The organism is Pseudomonas sp. PAMC25584 (assembly GCF_058135675.1).
Map to the genome: position 1 here is coordinate 1815792 of NZ_CM176870.1, position 19924 is coordinate 1835715.

Annotated in this window: 20 protein-coding genes; all 20 read left to right on the forward strand. The window is 50.3% G+C overall.

What is annotated here, in order from left to right; translation table 11 throughout:
• The first annotated feature begins 27 nt into the window (after positions 1–27).
• The 20 genes from rpsA (at position 28) to ACS5Q8_RS08500 (ending at position 19914) form a co-directional block, all read left to right on the forward strand.
• Positions 28–1722, forward strand: coding sequence for a 30S ribosomal protein S1 (rpsA, locus tag ACS5Q8_RS08405; protein WP_253394215.1), 1695 nt, complete (start codon positions 28–30; stop codon positions 1720–1722).
• A 162-nt stretch (positions 1723–1884) separates the two neighbouring features.
• Positions 1885–2169: a hypothetical protein gene (locus tag ACS5Q8_RS08410; RefSeq protein ID WP_465160048.1), complete on the forward strand. Its 285-nt coding sequence runs from the start codon at positions 1885–1887 to the stop codon at positions 2167–2169.
• A 131-nt stretch (positions 2170–2300) separates the two neighbouring features.
• Complete coding sequence (gene ihfB, locus ACS5Q8_RS08415) at positions 2301–2597, forward strand: integration host factor subunit beta (protein WP_017848846.1); 297 nt, start codon at positions 2301–2303, stop codon at positions 2595–2597.
• 24 nt (positions 2598–2621) lie between these two features.
• Positions 2622–2864, forward strand: coding sequence for a LapA family protein (locus tag ACS5Q8_RS08420; protein WP_465160049.1), 243 nt, complete (start codon positions 2622–2624; stop codon positions 2862–2864).
• Between the two features lie 429 nt (positions 2865–3293).
• Positions 3294–4649: a Wzz/FepE/Etk N-terminal domain-containing protein gene (locus tag ACS5Q8_RS08425; RefSeq protein ID WP_465160050.1), complete on the forward strand. Its 1356-nt coding sequence runs from the start codon at positions 3294–3296 to the stop codon at positions 4647–4649.
• Positions 4650–5016: 367 nt separating this feature from the next.
• Complete coding sequence (locus tag ACS5Q8_RS08430) at positions 5017–5997, forward strand: NAD-dependent 4,6-dehydratase LegB (protein ID WP_465160051.1); 981 nt, start codon at positions 5017–5019, stop codon at positions 5995–5997.
• Positions 5998–6006: 9 nt separating this feature from the next.
• Complete coding sequence (locus ACS5Q8_RS08435) at positions 6007–7158, forward strand: LegC family aminotransferase (RefSeq protein WP_465160052.1); 1152 nt, start codon at positions 6007–6009, stop codon at positions 7156–7158.
• The gene (neuC, locus tag ACS5Q8_RS08440; protein WP_465160053.1) at positions 7155–8309 is read left to right on the forward strand and encodes a UDP-N-acetylglucosamine 2-epimerase; all 1155 of its coding nucleotides are present in this window, start codon (positions 7155–7157) and stop codon (positions 8307–8309) included. Before ACS5Q8_RS08435 ends, neuC begins: the two co-directional genes overlap by 4 nt.
• 3 nt (positions 8310–8312) lie before the next feature.
• On the forward strand, positions 8313–9398 hold the full coding sequence (neuB, locus tag ACS5Q8_RS08445; protein ID WP_465160054.1) for an N-acetylneuraminate synthase: 1086 nt from the start codon (positions 8313–8315) through the stop codon (positions 9396–9398).
• The gene (locus tag ACS5Q8_RS08450; RefSeq protein ID WP_465160055.1) at positions 9395–10069 is read left to right on the forward strand and encodes an acetyltransferase; all 675 of its coding nucleotides are present in this window, start codon (positions 9395–9397) and stop codon (positions 10067–10069) included. Before neuB ends, ACS5Q8_RS08450 begins: the two co-directional genes overlap by 4 nt.
• A gap of 12 nt (positions 10070–10081) precedes the next feature.
• Entirely contained in the window at positions 10082–11128 is a 1047-nt protein-coding gene (locus tag ACS5Q8_RS08455) for a nucleotidyltransferase family protein (protein ID WP_465160056.1), read from the forward strand.
• Positions 11125–12141 (forward strand): Gfo/Idh/MocA family protein, encoded by a 1017-nt coding sequence (locus ACS5Q8_RS08460; protein WP_465160057.1) that lies wholly within the window; start codon positions 11125–11127, stop codon positions 12139–12141. Before ACS5Q8_RS08455 ends, ACS5Q8_RS08460 begins: the two co-directional genes overlap by 4 nt.
• The gene (locus ACS5Q8_RS08465) at positions 12138–12839 is read left to right on the forward strand and encodes an acylneuraminate cytidylyltransferase family protein (protein WP_465160058.1); all 702 of its coding nucleotides are present in this window, start codon (positions 12138–12140) and stop codon (positions 12837–12839) included. The genes ACS5Q8_RS08460 and ACS5Q8_RS08465 overlap by 4 nt, the downstream gene beginning before the upstream one ends.
• Positions 12826–13587, forward strand: a complete 762-nt coding sequence (locus ACS5Q8_RS08470; RefSeq protein WP_465160059.1) for an oxidoreductase — start codon at positions 12826–12828, stop codon at positions 13585–13587. The genes ACS5Q8_RS08465 and ACS5Q8_RS08470 overlap by 14 nt, the downstream gene beginning before the upstream one ends.
• Before the next feature lie 28 nt (positions 13588–13615).
• Complete coding sequence (locus ACS5Q8_RS08475) at positions 13616–14599, forward strand: Gfo/Idh/MocA family oxidoreductase (protein WP_465160060.1); 984 nt, start codon at positions 13616–13618, stop codon at positions 14597–14599.
• A gap of 12 nt (positions 14600–14611) precedes the next feature.
• Positions 14612–15547 (forward strand): Gfo/Idh/MocA family oxidoreductase, encoded by a 936-nt coding sequence (locus tag ACS5Q8_RS08480; protein ID WP_465160061.1) that lies wholly within the window; start codon positions 14612–14614, stop codon positions 15545–15547.
• A gap of 33 nt (positions 15548–15580) precedes the next feature.
• Entirely contained in the window at positions 15581–16834 is a 1254-nt protein-coding gene (locus tag ACS5Q8_RS08485) for a hypothetical protein (protein ID WP_465160062.1), read from the forward strand.
• Positions 16809–17474, forward strand: a complete 666-nt coding sequence (locus ACS5Q8_RS08490; protein ID WP_465160063.1) for an SGNH/GDSL hydrolase family protein — start codon at positions 16809–16811, stop codon at positions 17472–17474. The genes ACS5Q8_RS08485 and ACS5Q8_RS08490 overlap by 26 nt, the downstream gene beginning before the upstream one ends.
• Before the next feature lie 72 nt (positions 17475–17546).
• Entirely contained in the window at positions 17547–18758 is a 1212-nt protein-coding gene (locus tag ACS5Q8_RS08495; RefSeq protein WP_465160064.1) for a hypothetical protein, read from the forward strand.
• Positions 18748–19914, forward strand: a complete 1167-nt coding sequence (locus ACS5Q8_RS08500) for a hypothetical protein (protein WP_465160065.1) — start codon at positions 18748–18750, stop codon at positions 19912–19914. Before ACS5Q8_RS08495 ends, ACS5Q8_RS08500 begins: the two co-directional genes overlap by 11 nt.
• Positions 19915–19924 lie beyond the last annotated feature (10 nt).

The window sequence follows — 19924 nt, forward strand, 5'->3', positions numbered from 1 at the left end:
TCTTCGCCCTTATCAACAGGAATTAAAATGAGCGAAAGCTTTGCGGAACTCTTTGAAGAAAGCCTAAAAACCCTGAACCTTCAGGCAGGCTCCATCATCACCGGTGTTATCGTTGATATCGATTACCAAGCTCGCTGGGTAACCGTTCACGCTGGTCTGAAGTCTGAAGCACTCATCCCGCTTGAGCAGTTCTACAACGACGCTGGCGATCTGACTATCAATGTCGGTGACGAAGTTCACGTTGCTCTGGACTCGGTTGAAGACGGTTTCGGTGAAACCAAGCTGTCCCGTGAAAAAGCCAAGCGCGCTGAATGCTGGATTGTTCTCGAAGCAGCCTTCGCAGCTGAAGAAGTGGTCAAGGGCGTTATCAACGGTAAGGTTAAAGGCGGCTTCACTGTCGACGTTAACGGCATCCGTGCGTTCCTGCCAGGTTCTTTGGTCGACGTCCGTCCAGTGCGCGACACCACGCACCTGGAAGGCAAGGAACTCGAATTCAAGGTCATCAAGCTCGATCAGAAACGCAACAACGTTGTCGTTTCCCGTCGCAGCGTCCTGGAAGCAGAGAACTCCGCCGAGCGTGAAGCTCTGCTGGAATCCCTGCAGGAAGGCCAACAAGTCAAAGGTATCGTCAAAAACCTCACCGATTACGGCGCATTCGTCGATCTGGGTGGCGTCGATGGCCTGCTGCACATTACCGACATGGCTTGGAAACGTATCAAGCATCCTTCCGAAATCGTCAACGTTGGCGACGAGATTGATGTCAAGGTTCTGAAATACGATCGCGAACGCAACCGTGTTTCCCTGGGCCTGAAGCAACTGGGTGAAGATCCATGGGTCGCTATCAAAGCCCGTTACCCAGAAAGCACCCGCGTCACCGCGCGTGTTACCAACCTGACTGACTACGGCTGCTTCGCTGAGCTGGAAGAAGGCGTTGAAGGCCTGGTACACGTTTCCGAAATGGACTGGACCAACAAAAACATCCACCCTTCGAAAGTCGTACAAGTCGGCGACGAAGTGGAAGTTATGGTTCTGGACATCGACGAAGAGCGTCGTCGTATCTCCCTGGGCATCAAGCAGTGCAAATCTAACCCATGGGAAGATTTCTCTGGCCAGTTCAACAAGGGCGATAAAATCTCCGGCACCATCAAGTCGATCACCGATTTCGGTATCTTCATTGGTCTGGACGGCGGCATCGACGGCCTGGTTCACCTGTCCGACATCTCCTGGAACGAAGTGGGCGAAGAAGCTGTTCGTCGCTTCAAGAAGGGCGACGAGCTGGACACCGTTATCCTGTCGGTTGACCCAGAGCGCGAGCGCATCTCCCTGGGTATCAAGCAACTGGAAAGCGATCCGTTCTCCGAGTACGTTCAAGAGAACGACAAAGGCGCAATCGTTAAAGGCATCGTGAAAGAAGTTGACGCTAAAGGCGCCATCATCACCCTGGCCGACGATATCGAAGCGACTCTGAAAGCCTCCGAAATCAGCCGTGACCGCGTTGAAGACGCGCGCAACGTTCTGAAAGAAGGCCAGGAAGTAGAAGCCAAGATCATCAGCGTTGACCGCAAGAGCCGCGTGATCCAACTCTCCATCAAGTCCAAGGACGAGATCGAAGAGAAAGAAGCTATCCAGAGCCTGCGCGACAAGCCAGCTACCTCTGACATCGCTTCGGGTCCGACCACTCTGGGCGACCTGCTGCGTGCACAAATGGAAAAACAGAACTAAGTTCTGTCAGACCATAGAAAAAGGGCGACTTCGGTCGCCCTTTTTTGTGCCTGAAATTTGTTGAATCAACAACTTAGAACGACGTAGAGCCGACTGATGTCAGAACTGATTATAGTCTTCAGAGAAGCTATTCACGTGTTGCTGATTCAGTAAGGATTTTCAATGAACAGGCTCATTTTAGTGTTCTCAATCGCAATGCTTGCAGGCTGCACCGCCACCAGTGCCAAGACCCACGCCCGGCATGGCGTCAGCGGCATCGAGATCGACTGCTCAGGCTTGGGTTCCAATTGGGAGAAGTGCGAGAAGCGTGCGGCTCGAGAGTGCAAGATGCAGGGGTACAAGGTCATCACCAAGTCCAGTGATGCTAAGGACGAGGAGGGCGATTACTTGTTTGGCTGGAACCCGGCAGGCGCAGTTACCCGCACGATGCTGGTGATCTGCAATTGAGCGTGTAAGCGCTTGATAGTGGAGTCGATCTAGCGCGTAGATAAGTTATTGCATGGGCTGTTCAAATTCATCAAGTCATGCTAAAACCTTTGAAGCGCTTTTCCTAGCTGCTTGAAAAAGAAGGGAAAAATATGACGAAGTCGGAGTTGATCGAACGAATTGTCACCCATCAAGGGCTGCTCTCATCCAAGGATGTGGAGCTGGCCATCAAGACCATGCTTGAACAAATGTCCCAATGCCTGGCCACAGGCGATCGCATTGAGATCCGAGGGTTCGGTAGCTTCTCGCTGCACTACCGCGCCCCACGCGTAGGCCGTAACCCTAAAACCGGACAGTCCGTCAGCCTGGATGGCAAGTTCGTGCCTCACTTCAAGCCGGGCAAGGAATTGCGTGATCGAGTGAACGAAGACGAAGAAGAAAACGTCTGAGTGTCTTTGGGGTAGGAGAAGAGTATGCGTGGGATTAAGCGCGCCGTAGTGTTGCTGACAGTGCTGGTGGTTGCACTGGTGGTTATAGCGTTTGTACTCGAAAACCAGCAGGGTGTGTCTCTCTCGTTCCTTGGCCTGGCGACCGGGCAGGTGCCGGTGTCGGTGTTTGTGATCGTGGCGTTGATTGTCGGCATGCTGATAGGGCCATTGTTAGGCGTATTGGTGCGGAGTCGGCGTCATAAGTCGGTTCCTGTAGGGCGTGGCTAGGAGGAGGAGGCTCTGCCGTTCTGCAAAAGTCGTGTGCATGCTGAGGCAACCGCTCGTCAGAAAATAGCATCAAAGTAGCCCATCAATTTCAGCACTGCCTTGTAATGATGCGGCCACCCTCAAGTAGAAAACCCCGGATTCATTGGGTTTTAGCTCGATGATTCGGAAAAACCTTTCTGTTTTCACTCTCCTTGGACGTGCTGTATTAGAGCTGCCCCTATATCTGTAGGAAAAGCCTGCTGTTCATGTCAAGACTTGTAATATGTCTGAGAGATGGCAAAATGAAATCTGTTCTCGATAACAGGCATTTTGTGCGCTCAAAATTTGGCAGAGACGCTGGGTTTTGACGGTCATCTAATTAGAATAAAAAAGACACAATTTTGTCTGCATAACGAGCCCGCAGTTTCTTTTTGAAGGCAGGTTTTTGTTGTGAGTAGTAGCTTCCGCGCACCTCCCGTTCAATCATCCAATGAAATTGATTTTTTCGCGTTTGCTCAGGCGGTATGGGCTCAAAGAGCTTTTGTCGCACTGGTGGCGTTGTCGATAGGTGTGTTGGCGGCAATCTATGCCTTTACCGTTGTTCCTGAATATAGGGTGTCCAGTGTTCTGCGCCCTGCTGCCATCAACGAGCTTGATGCTCTAAACCGCTCCGAGATTTATGCGCTTCTGCCGACGAGCGCGCTGACTAAGGTGGGGGCTTCTTTGGAGTCCTATGAGACTCGTCTTGGGTTTTTTCGCGCCAATCAGAAATTATTTAAAGCGTTCGAACAGCCTGGAAGAACACTCGAACAAAGTTTTGAAGATTTCAATCGAAACTCTTTCACGCTGACTTTGCCGGACTCAAAAAAAGCCGACATTTTGAGTAATTATATAAAAGTAGAAATGAGCTATCCAAAGGGGATAGATGGCGTTGCGATTCTGAATGGGTTTGTAAATTATGCCATTTCAGTTGAGCGTCAACAAATTGCCGCTGATCTGCGCGTAATTGTCAGAAACCGTCTTGCAGAACTTGATGGAAAGTTGGCAGCGGCGCGCTCAAGTTACGCGACCAAAAAAGAAGCCGAGATTGCTGTCTTGACCGAGAGGGACTCGGTGCGAAAGGCTCAGCTTGAAGATGAGCTTAAAGCAGTCAGGGCTGAGCTCAAGACGCGACGAAATGATCGGATAGCACAACTTGGCGAAGCCATTGGTATTGCACGCTCCTTGGGTATCATAAAGCCTGCGACTCCTTCTTCACTGAGTGAGCCCAGTCGTGTTGGGGCTTTCAGCGTCATGCGCACTGAAATCAATAACCAGCAGATTCCTTTGTATTTCATGGGGGTTGATGCCCTGGAGGCAGAGCGATCAGCGTTAATGCGGCGTAAGTCTGATGACTTCAGCGAAGGGCGCATTGCCCGAATCGCTAAAGAGCTCCAGTTGCTTCAATCCAATCGTCAAGTTGAATTGCTGAATCGGCGTCAGAATGAAGATGTGTTTCTCGAGGGGGTGGAGCCCATCCGTGCGGAAGCAGTTCGTCTTCGGAACCTTGACGTCGATATGGGCCTTCTCAAATTGGTGGTTGTAGATAAGGAAGCTCTGGAGCCCTTGAATCCAAGCTCTCCCAGAAAGGGGCTCATTATTGCCTTGGGACTGGTTCTTGGATTTACCTTGGGTTTGCTTGTCGCTTTTGTTGGGTCTTTTGTTCTGAAGCGTCGTGAGGGGAGTGCCGAGGATTTTTTGCGTGCCGCTCCTGCTCCGGTCATTGCTGTTCAGAATGCGCCTCGAGACCTCCAAGGAAACCATTGATTTTCAGCAATTCCCAATGTGCCCTATCTCGGGAAGGTGTGCCGGCCATACCTTTTCGCATGGGAATCGGGTGCGTTAAGCATGATCAATACCATGTCAGAATTACGTTTCGTAAATATTTTCGTTGCCTGCCGCTTCTATGCAAGCAGTGAGGGCGGTCTTTAGCTTGATGGCTGTACGCTAGTACGGAAAGATCTGAGTGCAGAAGCTAGTGTTGTCAGGGCAAAGACTGTAAATTGCTGGAAGAAAATTCGATGGGGTTTGGCATTAAGCAACTGATGCGTATTCAGATGTAGATACGGCTCGAAGCTGCTCTCTGGGTGCTGATGAATTGAATTAAGGTTGGATTCAAGGTTAAGGTGAAGTAATGAAAACAGTTTTGGTGACCGGGGCGGATGGATTTATTGGGTCGCACCTGACCGAGCTTTTGGTGCGCGAAGGGTATAAGGTAAAAGCCCTGTCTCAATATAACTCTTTCAATTATTGGGGGTGGCTGGAAGACGTAAGTTGCCTAAAGGATATTGAGGTGTTAAATGGAGATGTCCGTGATCCGCACTATTGCAAACATATAACAAAAGGCGTCGATGCCGTGTTTCACCTGGCGGCGTTGATTGCGATTCCGTACTCGTATGTCGCGCCTGACAGTTATGTTGATACCAACGTCAAAGGCACCTTGAATATCTGTCAGGCAGCTATTGATAATGGCGTGCAGCGTGTTATTCATACGTCTACCAGTGAGGTTTATGGCACTGCTCAATATGTACCGATTGACGAAGCTCACCCGCTTCAACCGCAGTCGCCATACAGCGCTTCTAAAATGGGCGCGGACGCCATGGCAATGAGTTTCTTCAATGCCTTTGATCTTCCATTAACAATTGCTCGCCCATTCAATACTTACGGGCCTCGTCAATCAGCTCGAGCGGTGATTCCCACCATCATTACGCAAATTGCCAGTGGTAAAAAACAGATCAAGCTAGGCGATGTTTCGCCAACGCGAGACTTCAACTACGTTGCTGATACCTGCCGTGGTTTTCTGGATCTGTTGCGCTGCGACAAGGCTGTTGGTGAAGTCGTCAATATCGGTTCCAATTTCGAAATTACCGTAGGTGATACGCTCAATCTCATTCGCGAGTTGATGAGCAGCGATGTTGAGTTTCTGACGGATGATCAGCGTTTGCGCCCAGAGAAGTCCGAAGTGTTCCGGTTATGGTGTGATAATTCAAAAATTCGAGGCCTGACCGGTTTTGAACCGCAATACTCAATCCGTCAAGGGCTTCAGGAAACCATCGACTGGTTCACTCGGCCCGAGAACTTGGCTAAATACAAAGCCGATCTCTACAACGTCTGAGGCGCCGTCATGCTCGACTCACTTGTGAAGTTTGTGCGAGAGCAATATCGCACCAATGAATTCATACCTTTGCATGCTCCTGTCTTTGGCGGGAACGAAAAGCGCTACGTAATCGAAACGGTGGAGTCTACGTTCGTTTCCAGTGTTGGCGCGTTCGTTGATCGTTTTGAGCGTGATATGGAGGCCTATACCGGTAGCCCTCGTGCCGTTGCGACAGTTAACGGGACCGCCGCCCTGCATGTCGCCCTGATGCTGGCCGGCGTCAAGCCAGGTGACCTTGTCATCACTCAACCGCTTACCTTTGTTGCGACGTGTAATGCGATTGCTTACTGCGGTGCTTCGCCAGTGTTTATCGATGTCGACAAACACACCTTAGGTCTTTCTCCTGTAGCGCTTGATCATTGGTTGCAGATGCACGCATACAGGCGAAACGACGGCGTTTGCATGTTGAAAGACGGCGATCGCGTACTTCGGGCGTGTTTGCCGATGCATACTTTTGGTCACCCGGTTGAGCTGGATAAGTTGATCGAAGTTTGTGGCCGGTGGGGGCTGGCATTGGTCGAGGATGCTGCTGAATCATTGGGTAGCCTTTATAAAGGGCGTCACACTGGGACGTTGGGTTGTGTGGGGACCCTGAGTTTCAACGGTAATAAAACTATTACCACTGGTGGTGGTGGGATGGTGCTGACTAATGAATCGTTGGGTGCGCGAGCGAAGCACTTGACTACGACCGCGAAAATACCGCATGCCTACGAATATGTTCATGATGAAGTGGGTTACAACTACCGGTTGCCGAATCTGAATGCAGCCCTGGGGTGCGCCCAGCTTGAACAGTTGGACTCCTTTGTTTCAGCCAAGCGTGTTTTGGCAGCGCGTTATCAGAGATTCTTCGACGGTAGTCAGTTCCAATTCGTTGTCGAACCCGCGGGTTGCCGTTCCAACTATTGGCTCAATGCCGTGATCTGTGAAAATCTCGCACAGCGTGATGAGTTGCTTGCGTTCAGCAATCAGGCTGGCGTAATGACTCGACCCATCTGGAAGTTGATGAGTCACCTGCCCGCCTATTCCTCCAGTCTTAAAGGGGATCTGACCAACGCACTGTGGTTGGAAGAGCGGGTAGTCAATTTGCCGAGCAGCGTTGTTCCGGAGTTGCAGGTTTGAAACGTAACGTTGCAGTGTTCACTGGAACGCGCGCCGAGTACGGCTTGCTCTACTGGTTGATGAAAGATATCCAGGCAAGTGAGCATTTGGCACTGCAGACGATAGTGAGCGGCATGCATCTCTCGCCTGAGTTCGGAGAGACCTGGAAAGGCATTGAGGCGGATGGTTTCGTCATTGATGCCAAGGTGGAAATGCTCCTGTCTTCAGATAGCGATGTGGGTGTCGTAAAGTCGATGGGACTGGGTACGCTGGGCTTCGCCGATGTTTTAGACCGATTACGGCCAGACATGCTGGTGGTGCTCGGGGATCGTTTCGAGGCATTGGCAATCGTACAGGCTGCCTTGATTATGAAAATTCCAGTGGCGCATTTGCATGGTGGCGAGATAACCGAAGGTGCTTACGATGACGCTATTCGTCACGCGATCACTAAAATGGCTTACTTTCATTTTGTCGCTACTCAATCCTATCGTCAGCGTGTTATCCAGATGGGGGAGTCACCCGACAGAGTGTTCAATGTCGGTGCTGTAGGTCTTGATCATTTGCTTCGCAGCCCGCGAATGACGCGAGAGGAGTTGTCTGAAAGCCTTGAGTTTGCTTTGGATGCGCCTTTTCTCCTGGTGACTTACCATCCGGTGACGATGCTCGAGGAGGATCCAAAGGAAAGTTTCCACGCGCTGTTGACCGCGCTAGACCAGTTTCCCCTGCACAAGATAATACTCACGTACCCCAATGCCGATAACGGCGGGCGTGCGATTATTCCATTGCTGGAGGAATATGCCCAAGGTAATCCTGAGCGAGTCAAAGCTGTCCCTTCCCTGGGTTTCAGGCGTTACTTGAGTGCGGTTGCGCTGGCTGAGGCGGTTGTAGGTAATTCCTCCAGCGGTATCATTGAAGTGCCGGCTTTTCATGTTCCTACCATCAATATTGGGGCTCGACAGGCGGGGCGTCTCGCTGCCGGCTCAGTCATCAATTGTGCGCCCGACGCACGCTCGATCGAAGATGTTATTCGTCACGCGCTCTCTTCCGACTTTGCCAACGTTTGTAAAGAGGCGGTCAATCCTTACGGCGCTGGTAATGCATCACAAAGCATTGTGGATATTCTTGAGCGTCACGACGGGGTCCACAACAAGTCATTTCACGATTTGAGTTAAACCATGAAAGCATCTAACGAAGACTCGGTATACATCATTGCTGAAGCGGGCGTTAACCATAATGGAGAGCGCGATCTTGCGTTCGCACTGGTTGATGCGGCAGCGGCAGCAGGCGCTGATGCGGTGAAGTTCCAGACGTTTGATGCCAAGCGACTGGCTTCAAAGGCGGCCCCGAAAGCCTCGTATCAATTGCAGAGTACCGAAGCGTCAGAAAGCCAGCTCGCGATGCTTAAAAAGCTTGAACTCCCCAGGGAGTGGCATGCGGCTTTGCAAGCCCACGCACGGCGCAATGGTATTGAGTTCTTGTCCACCGCATTTGATACCGACAGTCTTCGGTTTTTGTGTGAGATGAATTTGCCATTCTTCAAGGTGCCCTCAGGCGAGCTGACGAATGGCCCGCTGTTGTGGCAGTTTGCACGCACCGGTAAACCGCTGGTGCTTTCTACCGGCATGGCCACACTCAGCGACGTTGAACAGGGCCTGGCTATCGTGGCACACGCTGTGACGCACGACCGCGAGCCTGCCAATATGGACGAGGTCTGGCGTAACTGGAGCTATCCTGAATCTCGTAAGCGGTTACAGGGGCATGTTACGTTGCTGCATTGCACCTCCCAGTACCCGACGCCGTGGGCGGAGGTGAACTTACGTGCAATGGACACACTCACAGCATTCGGGCTCACGGTAGGATATTCGGATCACACGGAAGGCAGCTTGATTTCGATTGCTGCTGTCGCTCGAGGCGCCAAGGTCATCGAGAAACACTTTACGTTGGACCGCTCCATGCCTGGGCCTGATCACAAGGCATCGCTTGAGCCTGATGAGTTGAAGTCGATGATCACCCAGATCCGCGTGCTTGAACTGGCGTTGGGTGATGCATGCAAGACACCCCAGCCTAGTGAGTGGGACACCCGCAAGGCTGCACGCCAGCAGGTGGTAGCGGCAAGGGATATTGACGCAGGTTCGATCATTTCTCGTGATGACCTGACTACCGCTCGCAGTGGGTCTGGGTTGTCACCAACCGCTTTGTGGGGGTTGGTGGGCACTCGTAGCCAAAGGTCCGTCCAGATGGGTGAGATTATTGAGCAATGACCACCATGCCAAATGCATCTCAGGCATTGATAATGCTGGGGGCGGGTGGTCACGCGAAGGTACTGCTGTCGCTTGCCATAGCCTGTGGGCTGCAAGTTAAAGGGGTTTGCGATCCAGCTCTTAAGCGTTCGGGCGTTGTAACATGGCGCGGAATCAGCGTGCTGGGTGGTGATGAGGCGCTGGAGCAGCTCGATTGCTCAAACGTTGGTCTGATAAACGGAATCGGGCAGGTCGTTGGTAGCAGTCTTCGCCAAGCTATATATGAGCGAGCAGTCGGGATGGGTTTCCGATTTCCCGTGCTTGTGCATCCCAGGGCTATCGTTGATGCTTCTGCGGTATTGGCTGACGGTGTCCAGGTAATGGCAGGTGTGGTTATTCAGCCGGACGTGAGACTGGGGGCCAATACGGTTGTCAATACCAGATCAAGCGTTGACCACGATTGTAGCGTGGGTTCTCACGTGCACATCGCTCCAGGCGCGACGCTCTGCGGCAACGTCCAAGTGGCTGACTACGCGTTTATCGGCGCAGGAGCAACAGTGATTCAAGGATTGGCGATCGGCGAGTATGCCGTTGTCGGTGCCGGGGCTGTGATGGTTCGTAATTTGCCAGCCCGGAGCATTTTATTAGGACAAACGGCGCGTTCCAGAATTGTGCCGGACGAGTCAACATAGAGAAGGTATTCAATGAGGCAGTGGGAGTTAACACTCGTCGGTCCGGAGTGCTCAATGGAGGAGGCCATCGCCACGCTTGATCGTGTCGCGGTGCGTATTGTCATGGTTGTTGACCCTGATCGTCGTCTCTTGGGCACCTTGACCGATGGCGACGTTCGGCGTGCCCTGTTAAAGCAGCGGCCGTTGACGACGCCTATCAATCAGATCATGTGCGCTACTCCGCGTACTGCAGGGCTGGGCTGGAGCAGGGAGCGGATCCTAACGATCATGGAAACGTATCAGTTGCTGCAACTTCCGGTTGTGAGCCCTGAGGGGAAAGTCATAGGTCTGGAAACCTTGCACGACTTGCTGCACAAGCCTCGCAGAGACAATCCGGTGTTTCTGATGGCTGGAGGGTTTGGAACTCGTTTGCGACCACTGACGCAAAACTGCCCAAAACCGCTGCTAAAAGTTGGAGACAAGCCCATCCTGGAGTTGATCCTCGAGCGATTTATCAGCTCGGGCTTTCATCACTTTTTTATCTCCACTCATTACATGTCGGAAATGATCCGTGACCATTTTGGCGATGGCAGCGAGTGGGGGGTATCTATTCGTTACATCCATGAGGACGCTCCTCTTGGGACGGGCGGTGCTCTGGGGCTGTTGCCTCATGACGAGATAAACCTGCCTTTGTTCATGATGAATGGTGACTTGCTCACTACCCTCAAATTCGAGAGCCTTCTGGGCTTCCATGAAGAGCATGCTGGCGCCGCGACCATGTGCGTGCGCGAGTATGAGCATTGCGTACCCTACGGCGTTGTACAGAACGATGGACACCGTATTCAGTCGATGGTGGAGAAACCGGTCCAGCGCTTCTTTATCAACGCCGGGATATACCTGTTGTCCCCGGAGCTAGTGAAGCGTGTTGCGCCAGGAACGCGCGTGGATATGCCCACGCTGTTGGAACGCGAAATTGCCGAGGGCCGCGACGTCAATATGTTTCCGGTTCACGAGTATTGGCTTGATATTGGTCGGATGGAAGACTTCCAAAGGGCTCAGCAAGAGTTCGCTGGGTTATGAGTGTGCAATCCGTCTATTTGGTGATCGGAAGCGGCAGCATTGCCAAGCGTCATATCGGAAACCTCAAGAAGCTTTTCGCATCGGCACGTGTGGGCTGTATTTCTGCATCAGGCAGAATATTGTCCGCCGAGGACGTGGGCGACGATACGCAAATCTATCGATCTATGAACGACGCACTTGCAGATAAGCCGGTGCTTGCGATTGTTGCATCGCCAGCTCCTTCGCATTTGGACTATGCTGTGCAGTTGCTTGATCGGAACGTGCCCGTTCTTATCGAAAAACCCCTGTGCGATTCGTTGGACGGATTCTCTGCCCATCGCGATGTATTGTTAGCACACAAAGCTCAAATCGAGATCGCCTATAATTTGCGATTCATGTCATCCGCGCTGAAGTTCAAGGCGTTGTTGGACGCGCGCTGCGTTGGCGTAATACGCAGTGTGAGTGTCGATGTCGGGCAGTACCTTCCCGACTGGCGCCCTGCCAGTGATTACCGCAAAAACGTGTCGGCCCGGCGGGAGTTGGGTGGTGGCGTTTTACTTGAGCTCAGCCATGAACTCGACTATTTGAGATGGCTGTTTGGTGAGTTTGAAACAGCTTATTGCGTAGCACGTAATACCGCTGCACTCGAAATTGATGTTGAAGACACGGTTGATGCGCTTTTGGTGCGTGTTGACCAGTTAGTGGTCAATGTCCATATGGATTTTCTCCAGCGGTCTCCCGTACGTATCTGCAAGGTTATCGGGCAGGAAGGCACTCTAATTTGGGATGTACTCAACAACAGCATTACCTTGCACTCGGGACGAGATCAGCAGCATGTGCTGTTTGAGGATCCCGGCTACGACCGCAACAACATGTACCTTGATCAATTGCGACACTTCGTCCATGTAGCGCAAGGTACCGCGTCACCGGTAATTGGCCTTGAGGATGGACTACAGACGCTTCAACTGGTTGAGGCGATGAAAAAGTCTTCTGCAACAGGCCAAGTCGTCAACATTGGAGATCTTCAAGCGTGAGCGTGTACGCCTTCATTTTTGCACGAGGCAACTCTAAAGGGTTGCCCGGAAAGAACATCAAAGTATTAGGTGACCATCCGTTGGTTGCCCACGCCATTAGGGTGGCGCAACAAGTATCTGGCATAGACAAAGTTTTCGTATCGACCGATTCCGATGAGATCGCGGCGGTTGCCGAAGCCTATAAGGCTATAGTGATCAAAAGGCCCGATAAACTGGCAACTGACACGGCGCCTGAATGGCATGCATGGCGGCACGCGATCAATTACCTTCAAGCGCAAGGGCATAAGTTCGACGTATTTATCAGTCTGCCGGCGACCAGTCCGCTACGAGGTGTTGAGGATGTGGAGCAGTGCCTCGCCAGCCTGGATTCGGGCACGGATATTGTGGTTACTGTAACCCCGGCATCTCGCAGTCCCTACTTCAATATGGTCGTTCGTGACGCACAGGGCGTCAGCCAGTTGGTATGTGCGGGAGACAACGTACATCGTCGGCAGGACGCTCCGGCCGTATATGACATGACGACGGTAGCTTACGTTGCCCGGCCCGATTTCATTTTGACCAATGAACGCATTTTTTCCGGGCGAGTGAAGTCGGTTGTTGTGCCCCGTGAGCGGGCTGTCGACATCGACGACATCTATGATTTTAAAATGGCCGAAATGCTTCTGGCTGACAAAGAGAAAGCTAATGCTGGCGAATAAGAAAATTTTGGTGGCTGGGGCGGGTGGGTTGCTCGGGAGCAAACTGAGCGCTGCACTCCTGGCTGATGGCGTCCATGTCATTGCTGCAGATATAAACTCGACGTTGATGGCAGAGCGCTTGGTGCAGCAGGGCGTCGATTTGGACAATGAATTATTGACCTGCACCACGCTTGACCTGAATGATGCGGCGTTGGTGGAAGCATTCTTCGCCAAGCTCAGCGCTGTCGATGGGGCTGTCAATTGCTCATACCCACGAAACAAACGCTACGGTGCAAAGCTTTTTGACGTAACGCTCGCCGATTTCAATGAGAACGTATCCCTGCACCTCGGGTCGTCTTTTTTATTCATGCAGCAGTGCGGCGCATATTTTCAGCGGGAAAAAACTCCATTTTCCTTGGTTAACATCTCTTCGATCTATGGGGTTGTTGCACCGAAATTTGACGTCTATGACGGCACGCCCATGACAATGCCCGTCGAGTATGCAGCCATCAAGTCTGCGCTACTACACCTGAGCAAGTACCTGACCGCTTACATCTCTGATAGTGGCTTCCGGTCTAACAGTGTTAGCCCAGGCGGGATTTTTGATCATCAGCCAGAGCAGTTCCTTCAACAGTACAAGAAGCAAACGTTGGGCAAAGGCATGCTCGATATCAGTGATGTGCTCGGTTCGATAAAGTTTTTGCTTTCTGATCACTCTCGTTACGTTAACGGCCAAAATATCATCGTCGATGATGGTTTTAGCTTGTAATTCACGCTTACGAAAGAGCAGTTAAAATATGTTGAATTTTTTACTGATAGGCGCAGGGCAGCTCGGCAGCCGTCATCTGCAGGCTCTGGCACTTTCGGACTTTGATGATATTTACATTCAGGTAGTAGAACCATCACCTGAGGCTCGCAGGGTAGCTCGAGAACGTTGGGAACAAGTAGCTAAGTCCGAAAAAATCCATGCTATTGAGTTCCTGGAAAGTATCTCCAGCATTAACCGAAGCATTGATTTCTGTATTGTTGCCACCAATGCTAACTGCCGTTTACAAGTGCTTAGAGATCTATTGGCATCTGTCAGTGTTCGGCAATTGGTTCTTGAAAAGGTCCTTTTCCAGTCAGTTGATCAAGTTAAAGCGGCGAGCCGCCTGCTATCTTCTCTAGACACGCAGGTATGGGTTAACTGCCCTCGCCGTATGTTTCCTATTTACCTAGAGCTAAAAGAACGCCTTGCTCACGAGCAAACCTTGAACCTCCAGGTAAATGGGAATAACTGGGGCTTGGCGTGCAATGCGATTCATTTTATCGATTTGTGGGCGATGCTTGGGGGGCAACACAGCTATACGCTTGAGACTTCTGGTCTTGACGCTGCCGTCGTTGAGAGCAAGCGTCCTGGCTACAAGGAGGTCTCGGGTACTTTATCCGGTGTTGCCGATAACCGTCGTTTTTCGTTGACGTCTGGCGCTGGCATTGAAATGGTACCACTGAGCATCAGTATTGAAACTGAACAATTCAGTATTGATGTAAACGAGTCGAAAGGGCTGTGCACTATTCAAACAAAAGAAACTGGGCAACAGGAAGTGCTGGCGTTTTCGGTTCTCTTCCAAAGTCAGTTATCTCATGAAGCGGCAAGGCAGTTACTTGCGAGCGCAGATGGTCAGTGCGAGTTAACTTCGTTCAACGAGTCTGCTTCGTTGCATGAGCCCTTACTTCAAGGATTGCTTGAGTTTTTCAACAGGCAAGGGGATGACATCCACACCCTGTGCCCAATTACCTGACGGAGGCTCGCTATGATTTTATTAGTCGGCGCTGGCCCTATGGCCGTGCAATATGCAAAAGTACTGCAAGGTATGGAAAAACAATTTGTCGTAGTTGGGCGCAGCCAACAATCTGCCGATAGCTTCAACAGCAGTATTGGTGTCCGCCCGCTTACCGGCGGGCTCGAGGCGTTCTTCCCTTCGGCTCAAACCGTTACTCATGCAATCGTTGCAGTCAGCGTTGAGCAATTGGAATATACCAGTAGTTTTCTCCTGCAGAGTGGCGTGAAAAATCTGTTGGTAGAAAAACCGGGTGGTATGACCCTGGAGGCCATTGAGAGACTGCAAGCGTTAGCTACGACTCATAGCGCTTCGGTTTATGTCGCTTACAACCGGCGCTTCCTCGCCTCTGTTTTATCTGCTCGCAAGTTAATTGATGAAGATGGTGGAGTGACCAGCTTCAACTTTGAAATCACGGAATGGTCTGATGCTATTCAAAAAATCCCAAAGGCTGAAGGGGTTAAAGAGAACTGGTTTTTTGCGAATACAAGCCATGTTACCGACCTCGCATTTTACTTGGGTGGTAAGCCTCGTCAAATAGCTACGTTCACCGCAGGTACGTTGCCGTGGCATAGCAGGGCCGCGCGTTTTTCTGGGGCTGGCGAGACAGAAAATGGGGCTTTATTTGCTTACACTGGAGATTGGCAGGCGCCAGGTCGTTGGGCTATAGAAATATCTACCAGTAAGCGCAGGTTTATTTTCAAACCGCTGGAAAAGTTGCAGGTACAACTTATCAATAGCGTCGCAGTGGAAACGCTGGACATCGACGTCACTCTGGACGTTGACTACAAGCCTGGTTTGTATCTGCAGGTCGAGCATTTTTTGATGTCTGATCAGTCGGGTTTATGTTCTCTGGAAGAGCATCTTGCAAATAGCAAGCTGTATGCTCGCATTGCTGCTTATGTTTGATGTCCACGAACAGCCTCGCCGAGTAGTAGAGTTATGAGGCAAGAGGGGCGCTCTGGCGCTATAAAGTATGTGTTGGCGACGTATAGCGAGTTCTCGCTCGTCGCGTTGCTGACACTATTTTTCACTAATATGGTGAGCCAGCAGGCATTGGCGGACTCCAGTATCGCGTTTATTGCAATTTCCTATAGTACCTTTCTGGCGCTGGGATTTCACAATGGTGCGATCCGTGATGGGGCGATCAGTGCGAGTATCGACGAGCGGGAAGACATCCTCCGGCTGGAGTTGTATTTTTCCGCCTTTATTGCTTTTGTCCTAGTCGCTTCGGCGGTCGTTGCCCATGAAAATTTCTATTTGATGGCGGGGCTCTTCATTGGCGGTGTCAATCATCTTAAGACAGCCTGCCAGACAGTCTTCAGACTGCGCGGCATGGATGCGCTGCTCAATACGCTGAATCTGGCATGGGCTTCGGTATTTTTTGTGTCTTTCTCCCTGCTGGCCTGGTTGAGCCAGGAGGTTGCTCTAGAGGTCAGGTTCTTCGGGGCGTGGGGGGCATCTGCTGCAGTTGTCATATGTTCTTTCTTTGCTTTTTGCTTGATTTCATTGCAAGTCTTTCGACCTTCTACGACCGCCAACAAGGCACTATTATTCAAGGTGCTCAGCTCTTCAAAGTATATGTTTTTGATGGCCAGTGGTTTAGTGGTGCTATTGACGTCTGATCGGGTGGTATTAAATGTGCTGGGCGCCGCCGAGAAAATGCGAGCTGATTTTCAGTACGTTGATGTACTGACCAATATCTACTTTCTCGGCATGACCTCAGTGCTGTACTACTTTACTCCAGGGTTATTGAAACGTTTCAGTGGTGTCGACGCTGGGTATCAAGGCGCGTTTGCCGCGATGATGACGAAATACGCAGCTTATTTGCTGGGTGTCGTCATATTTTTTGCATTGGCTATTGTCGTTTTTTTACTATTAATTAACCGGTTTAGCTGGGGATTGGTGGGGGTCTTGGTGTCGATGTTGACTCTTAAGACTCAACTGATCTGTTTGGGGTTTGTGTGTAACTTCTATTTGGCGCAACGTCTGGAAAAAGTTTTGGCCATTGCCTATCTTGGCTTGATGGTTGCGGGACTCTCGCTCTCGTTCGGTTATGGCTATTTGTTTATTGGGACCACGATGCTAGTGTTTTTGCCGTTATTCAATGCACTTCTCGTTAGTGTTCTCGTTATATACCTGCTCAAAAGAATAAGCGCCCAAGGCAAGCATGAAGAAAGTACTTGTATTAACTGACTCCCTGGGTTTGCCCAGGATGAAGCCGGAGCTCATCAATGACGAGCAATGCTGGACATACCGAGTTGCAGATCGATACGCAGCGGAGTTTCGCTTTCGCGTCGTGAGTGTGCCGGGTATGGACACCTCTCAACTGATGTCTTTGGTTGATGACTATTATCAGATGATAGAAGCCGATGTTGTTGTTGTCCAGGTTGGGATTGTTGACTGTTACCCTCGAGCTATCAAGAAAATAGAGTTGTCGCTGCTGTTAAGAATGCCCGGATATTTCAGCCGGTATATCCATCGATGGGTGAAGCGTAACTATGCCACGCTCATAACGAAGCGGGGTATTCGATACGTTCAGCCGGATGATTTTAAAGCTAATCTGCAGCGTCTCCGTGAGCGGTTTCCTCGCTCGAAAATAGTAGTTGTGCCGATTGCGCCCCCCTCTGCGGCTTACGTCTTGAAGAATCCTTGTATTGAGACGTCAGTTTTGGAGTACAACGCTATGCTGGCGGCAAGCTTTCCGGATGGTTTTTTGGCGGAGTGCTATCCCGCCAAGGCCTGTGACATTTTCTTGAGCGATAATCACCATTTGAATGCATTGGGTAATGGATATGTATTTGACGCGGTGAGTACGGCTTTATTTGTTCGTTAAGAACACTGAATATAGGAAGTGGTCTGGCTTATGATATTCCTGGTTGTGGTGTTTATGTTGACGGTGTTCCTTATGTTCAGGAACAAAGAAGTTTTGTGTCCTTCCAATATTGTGTTTGGTAGTTATTTTCTTTATTTCGTATTCCCAAGTATCCTCTTCTATCTGCTGGAGTGGGTGGGATGGGAATACGTTCTGCCGTGGGGGAAGACGAACGATTGGTCCAAACTTTCTGATGAGGCGATTTTATCGTTCGCCTACGTATTTACCTTGTTTTTCTTTTTTACTCGTCTTTTTGAATTGTTGATGAGCCAGGCGTCGGCGCAAAGTTTGTTTCAGCGATACCGCGTAAGCCCATTTATGCTGTTTGTGGCAAGTGCTTTGATATTGCTCGGGGCTATTTATTTTTTTCAAGTGACGGGCGGGGTTGAAGCATGGTTTGGCAATTACAGTGATACCTATCTTGAGAATAAAAAAGGTTATGGGTTGCTCAATTTTTTATTAATTATGAGCTCTAACTTTATTGCCTATGTACTGGGTTATTATTGGCGAACGCAGCGTCGTGTAAGTTGGGTGCTGGTCATATTTGTATTGGTGGTTTTAACCTTCTGTGCTTACATCCAAGGTGTGAAAAGTCGTATATTTTACTTTGCTATTTTCTTCAGCGTTCCCTGGCTAAGCGTTATGAGGTTTACGGTGACGAAAGGCGCCTTGATTTTCTTTGGATTTACGTTGGCATTCAGTTTTGCAATGTACTTTCGTTCCAATGGGTTTTACAGCACGCCGGAAATGTTGCTCGAGTATTTTTTGAGTTATTTCAATACAGTATTTTTGCACGACATGATTCTGCGCGATATGCCGCCGGATTTGTTTTTAACGATGAGTTACCCGGTCAAGAAATGGTTGACGTTTGTAGGGGTGCCTTCTGAGGAGTATCTTCACGATATCAGTCGATGGCTGACATCAATTTATTATCCTGAACAGTGGTTTGAAGGCTCTGCTACTCAACAATGGCCTATTGAAACTGAATTGTACCTCAACTACGGTTGCTACGTTTTTTGGGTGATCCCTATTGCCGTTTACTCATTATTTATTTGCGGTTTGTATTCGATTCGTTATCGATTTGGTCCCGTGTTCTTGTTTATATTTGTTTGTGAGTTGCTGTTCTTTCTGAGTATGTTTCGCGGGAGTATGCTGCAATGGATTGCGTTATTCAACGCGGCTTTTTACGTGCTTCTGCTGTTGAGCAGTCGACTGCTATTTATTCGAGTAAATAATGATGAGTAGTAAAAGCGTTAGCGCGTTATCCATCCTGATTTTTCAGGCTTACGTGAATGAGGCGTGCCTGGACCGGTCATTGAAGGCTAAATTCCTGGCAACGGAACCTCTGTCCGAAGCATTGCCTCTCTACAAGATCATGCCTCTCCTGTCGCTGCGTAAACGGTATGGAAAGCCGATGCTTTGGGCACTGACGGTGTTGAAATACTCGATATTGCCTGCATTGTTGCTGGCCGCATTGGGCAACCTGCTTTTGGCGCTGGTGTTTGCGCCAATGCTGATGCGTCGGGATGCAGTGACATTGCCCGACACTGTCTGTCTGCCCGTTACTGCGCATTTGAAGCTGTTCCACTACTTGTATGATGATTTTGATCAACGTATTCGGTTTGAGTGCCGGCGACCTTGGGCTGTGTTGCGGTATCTGGACGCAAAGGACTATCTGCGCGCACTGCTTATCGTTTGGCGGGTGGTGTGGTTCATTCTGAGGCATGCGCCGAAGCAGGAGGTGCGGCGCCAGGATCTCATTTTTCACGCGCTGGATTTGCTGCCGCTGGTTTGGTTCTCATTATTCGTATGCAAATTGTCTAGCAATGGCAAGCACATGATTACTGACTGCAATTTGCAGCGCTGGGACTATATAGCGACGCACGTAACGGGTCATTGTTCAATTATTCAGCATGCCTACATACATCCGGATTTGGAGTTTTCCTACCCCTTTGGCCAGGTTGAGTGTTTGTATGTTTTTGATCCTGAGTTCGAGAAAATTTTCTCACGATATTATCGGTTTGGAAGAACTGGTACTATCACTCCAAAGCTGCAACTCGATGACATGGGGAGCGACAAAGAGGTGCTTTTCTTGGCTTCTTCTGCGCCTTACCTGGATGCTGAAATCAATTTTATTGATCGTGTCAAGCGTGAATTTGATTTTTTCGTAGTGGTTAAGCTGCATCCGCGCCACGTTTATGATGACTCGGTTTCACGCCTGATATCGTTGGCTGACCACATCGCGGCGCCCACTGTATTTCCGGACTGTCACTATCAGGTCTCTTATGATTCGTTCCTGGGGTACGAGTACAAGGCGCTAGGAAAAAAAGTTTTATTTCTAAAGGATGAGTGTTCCATAGAGAGATTCATGGAACGCCGTAAAGCCAATGGCGAGTCTTGAATGGGGGCAT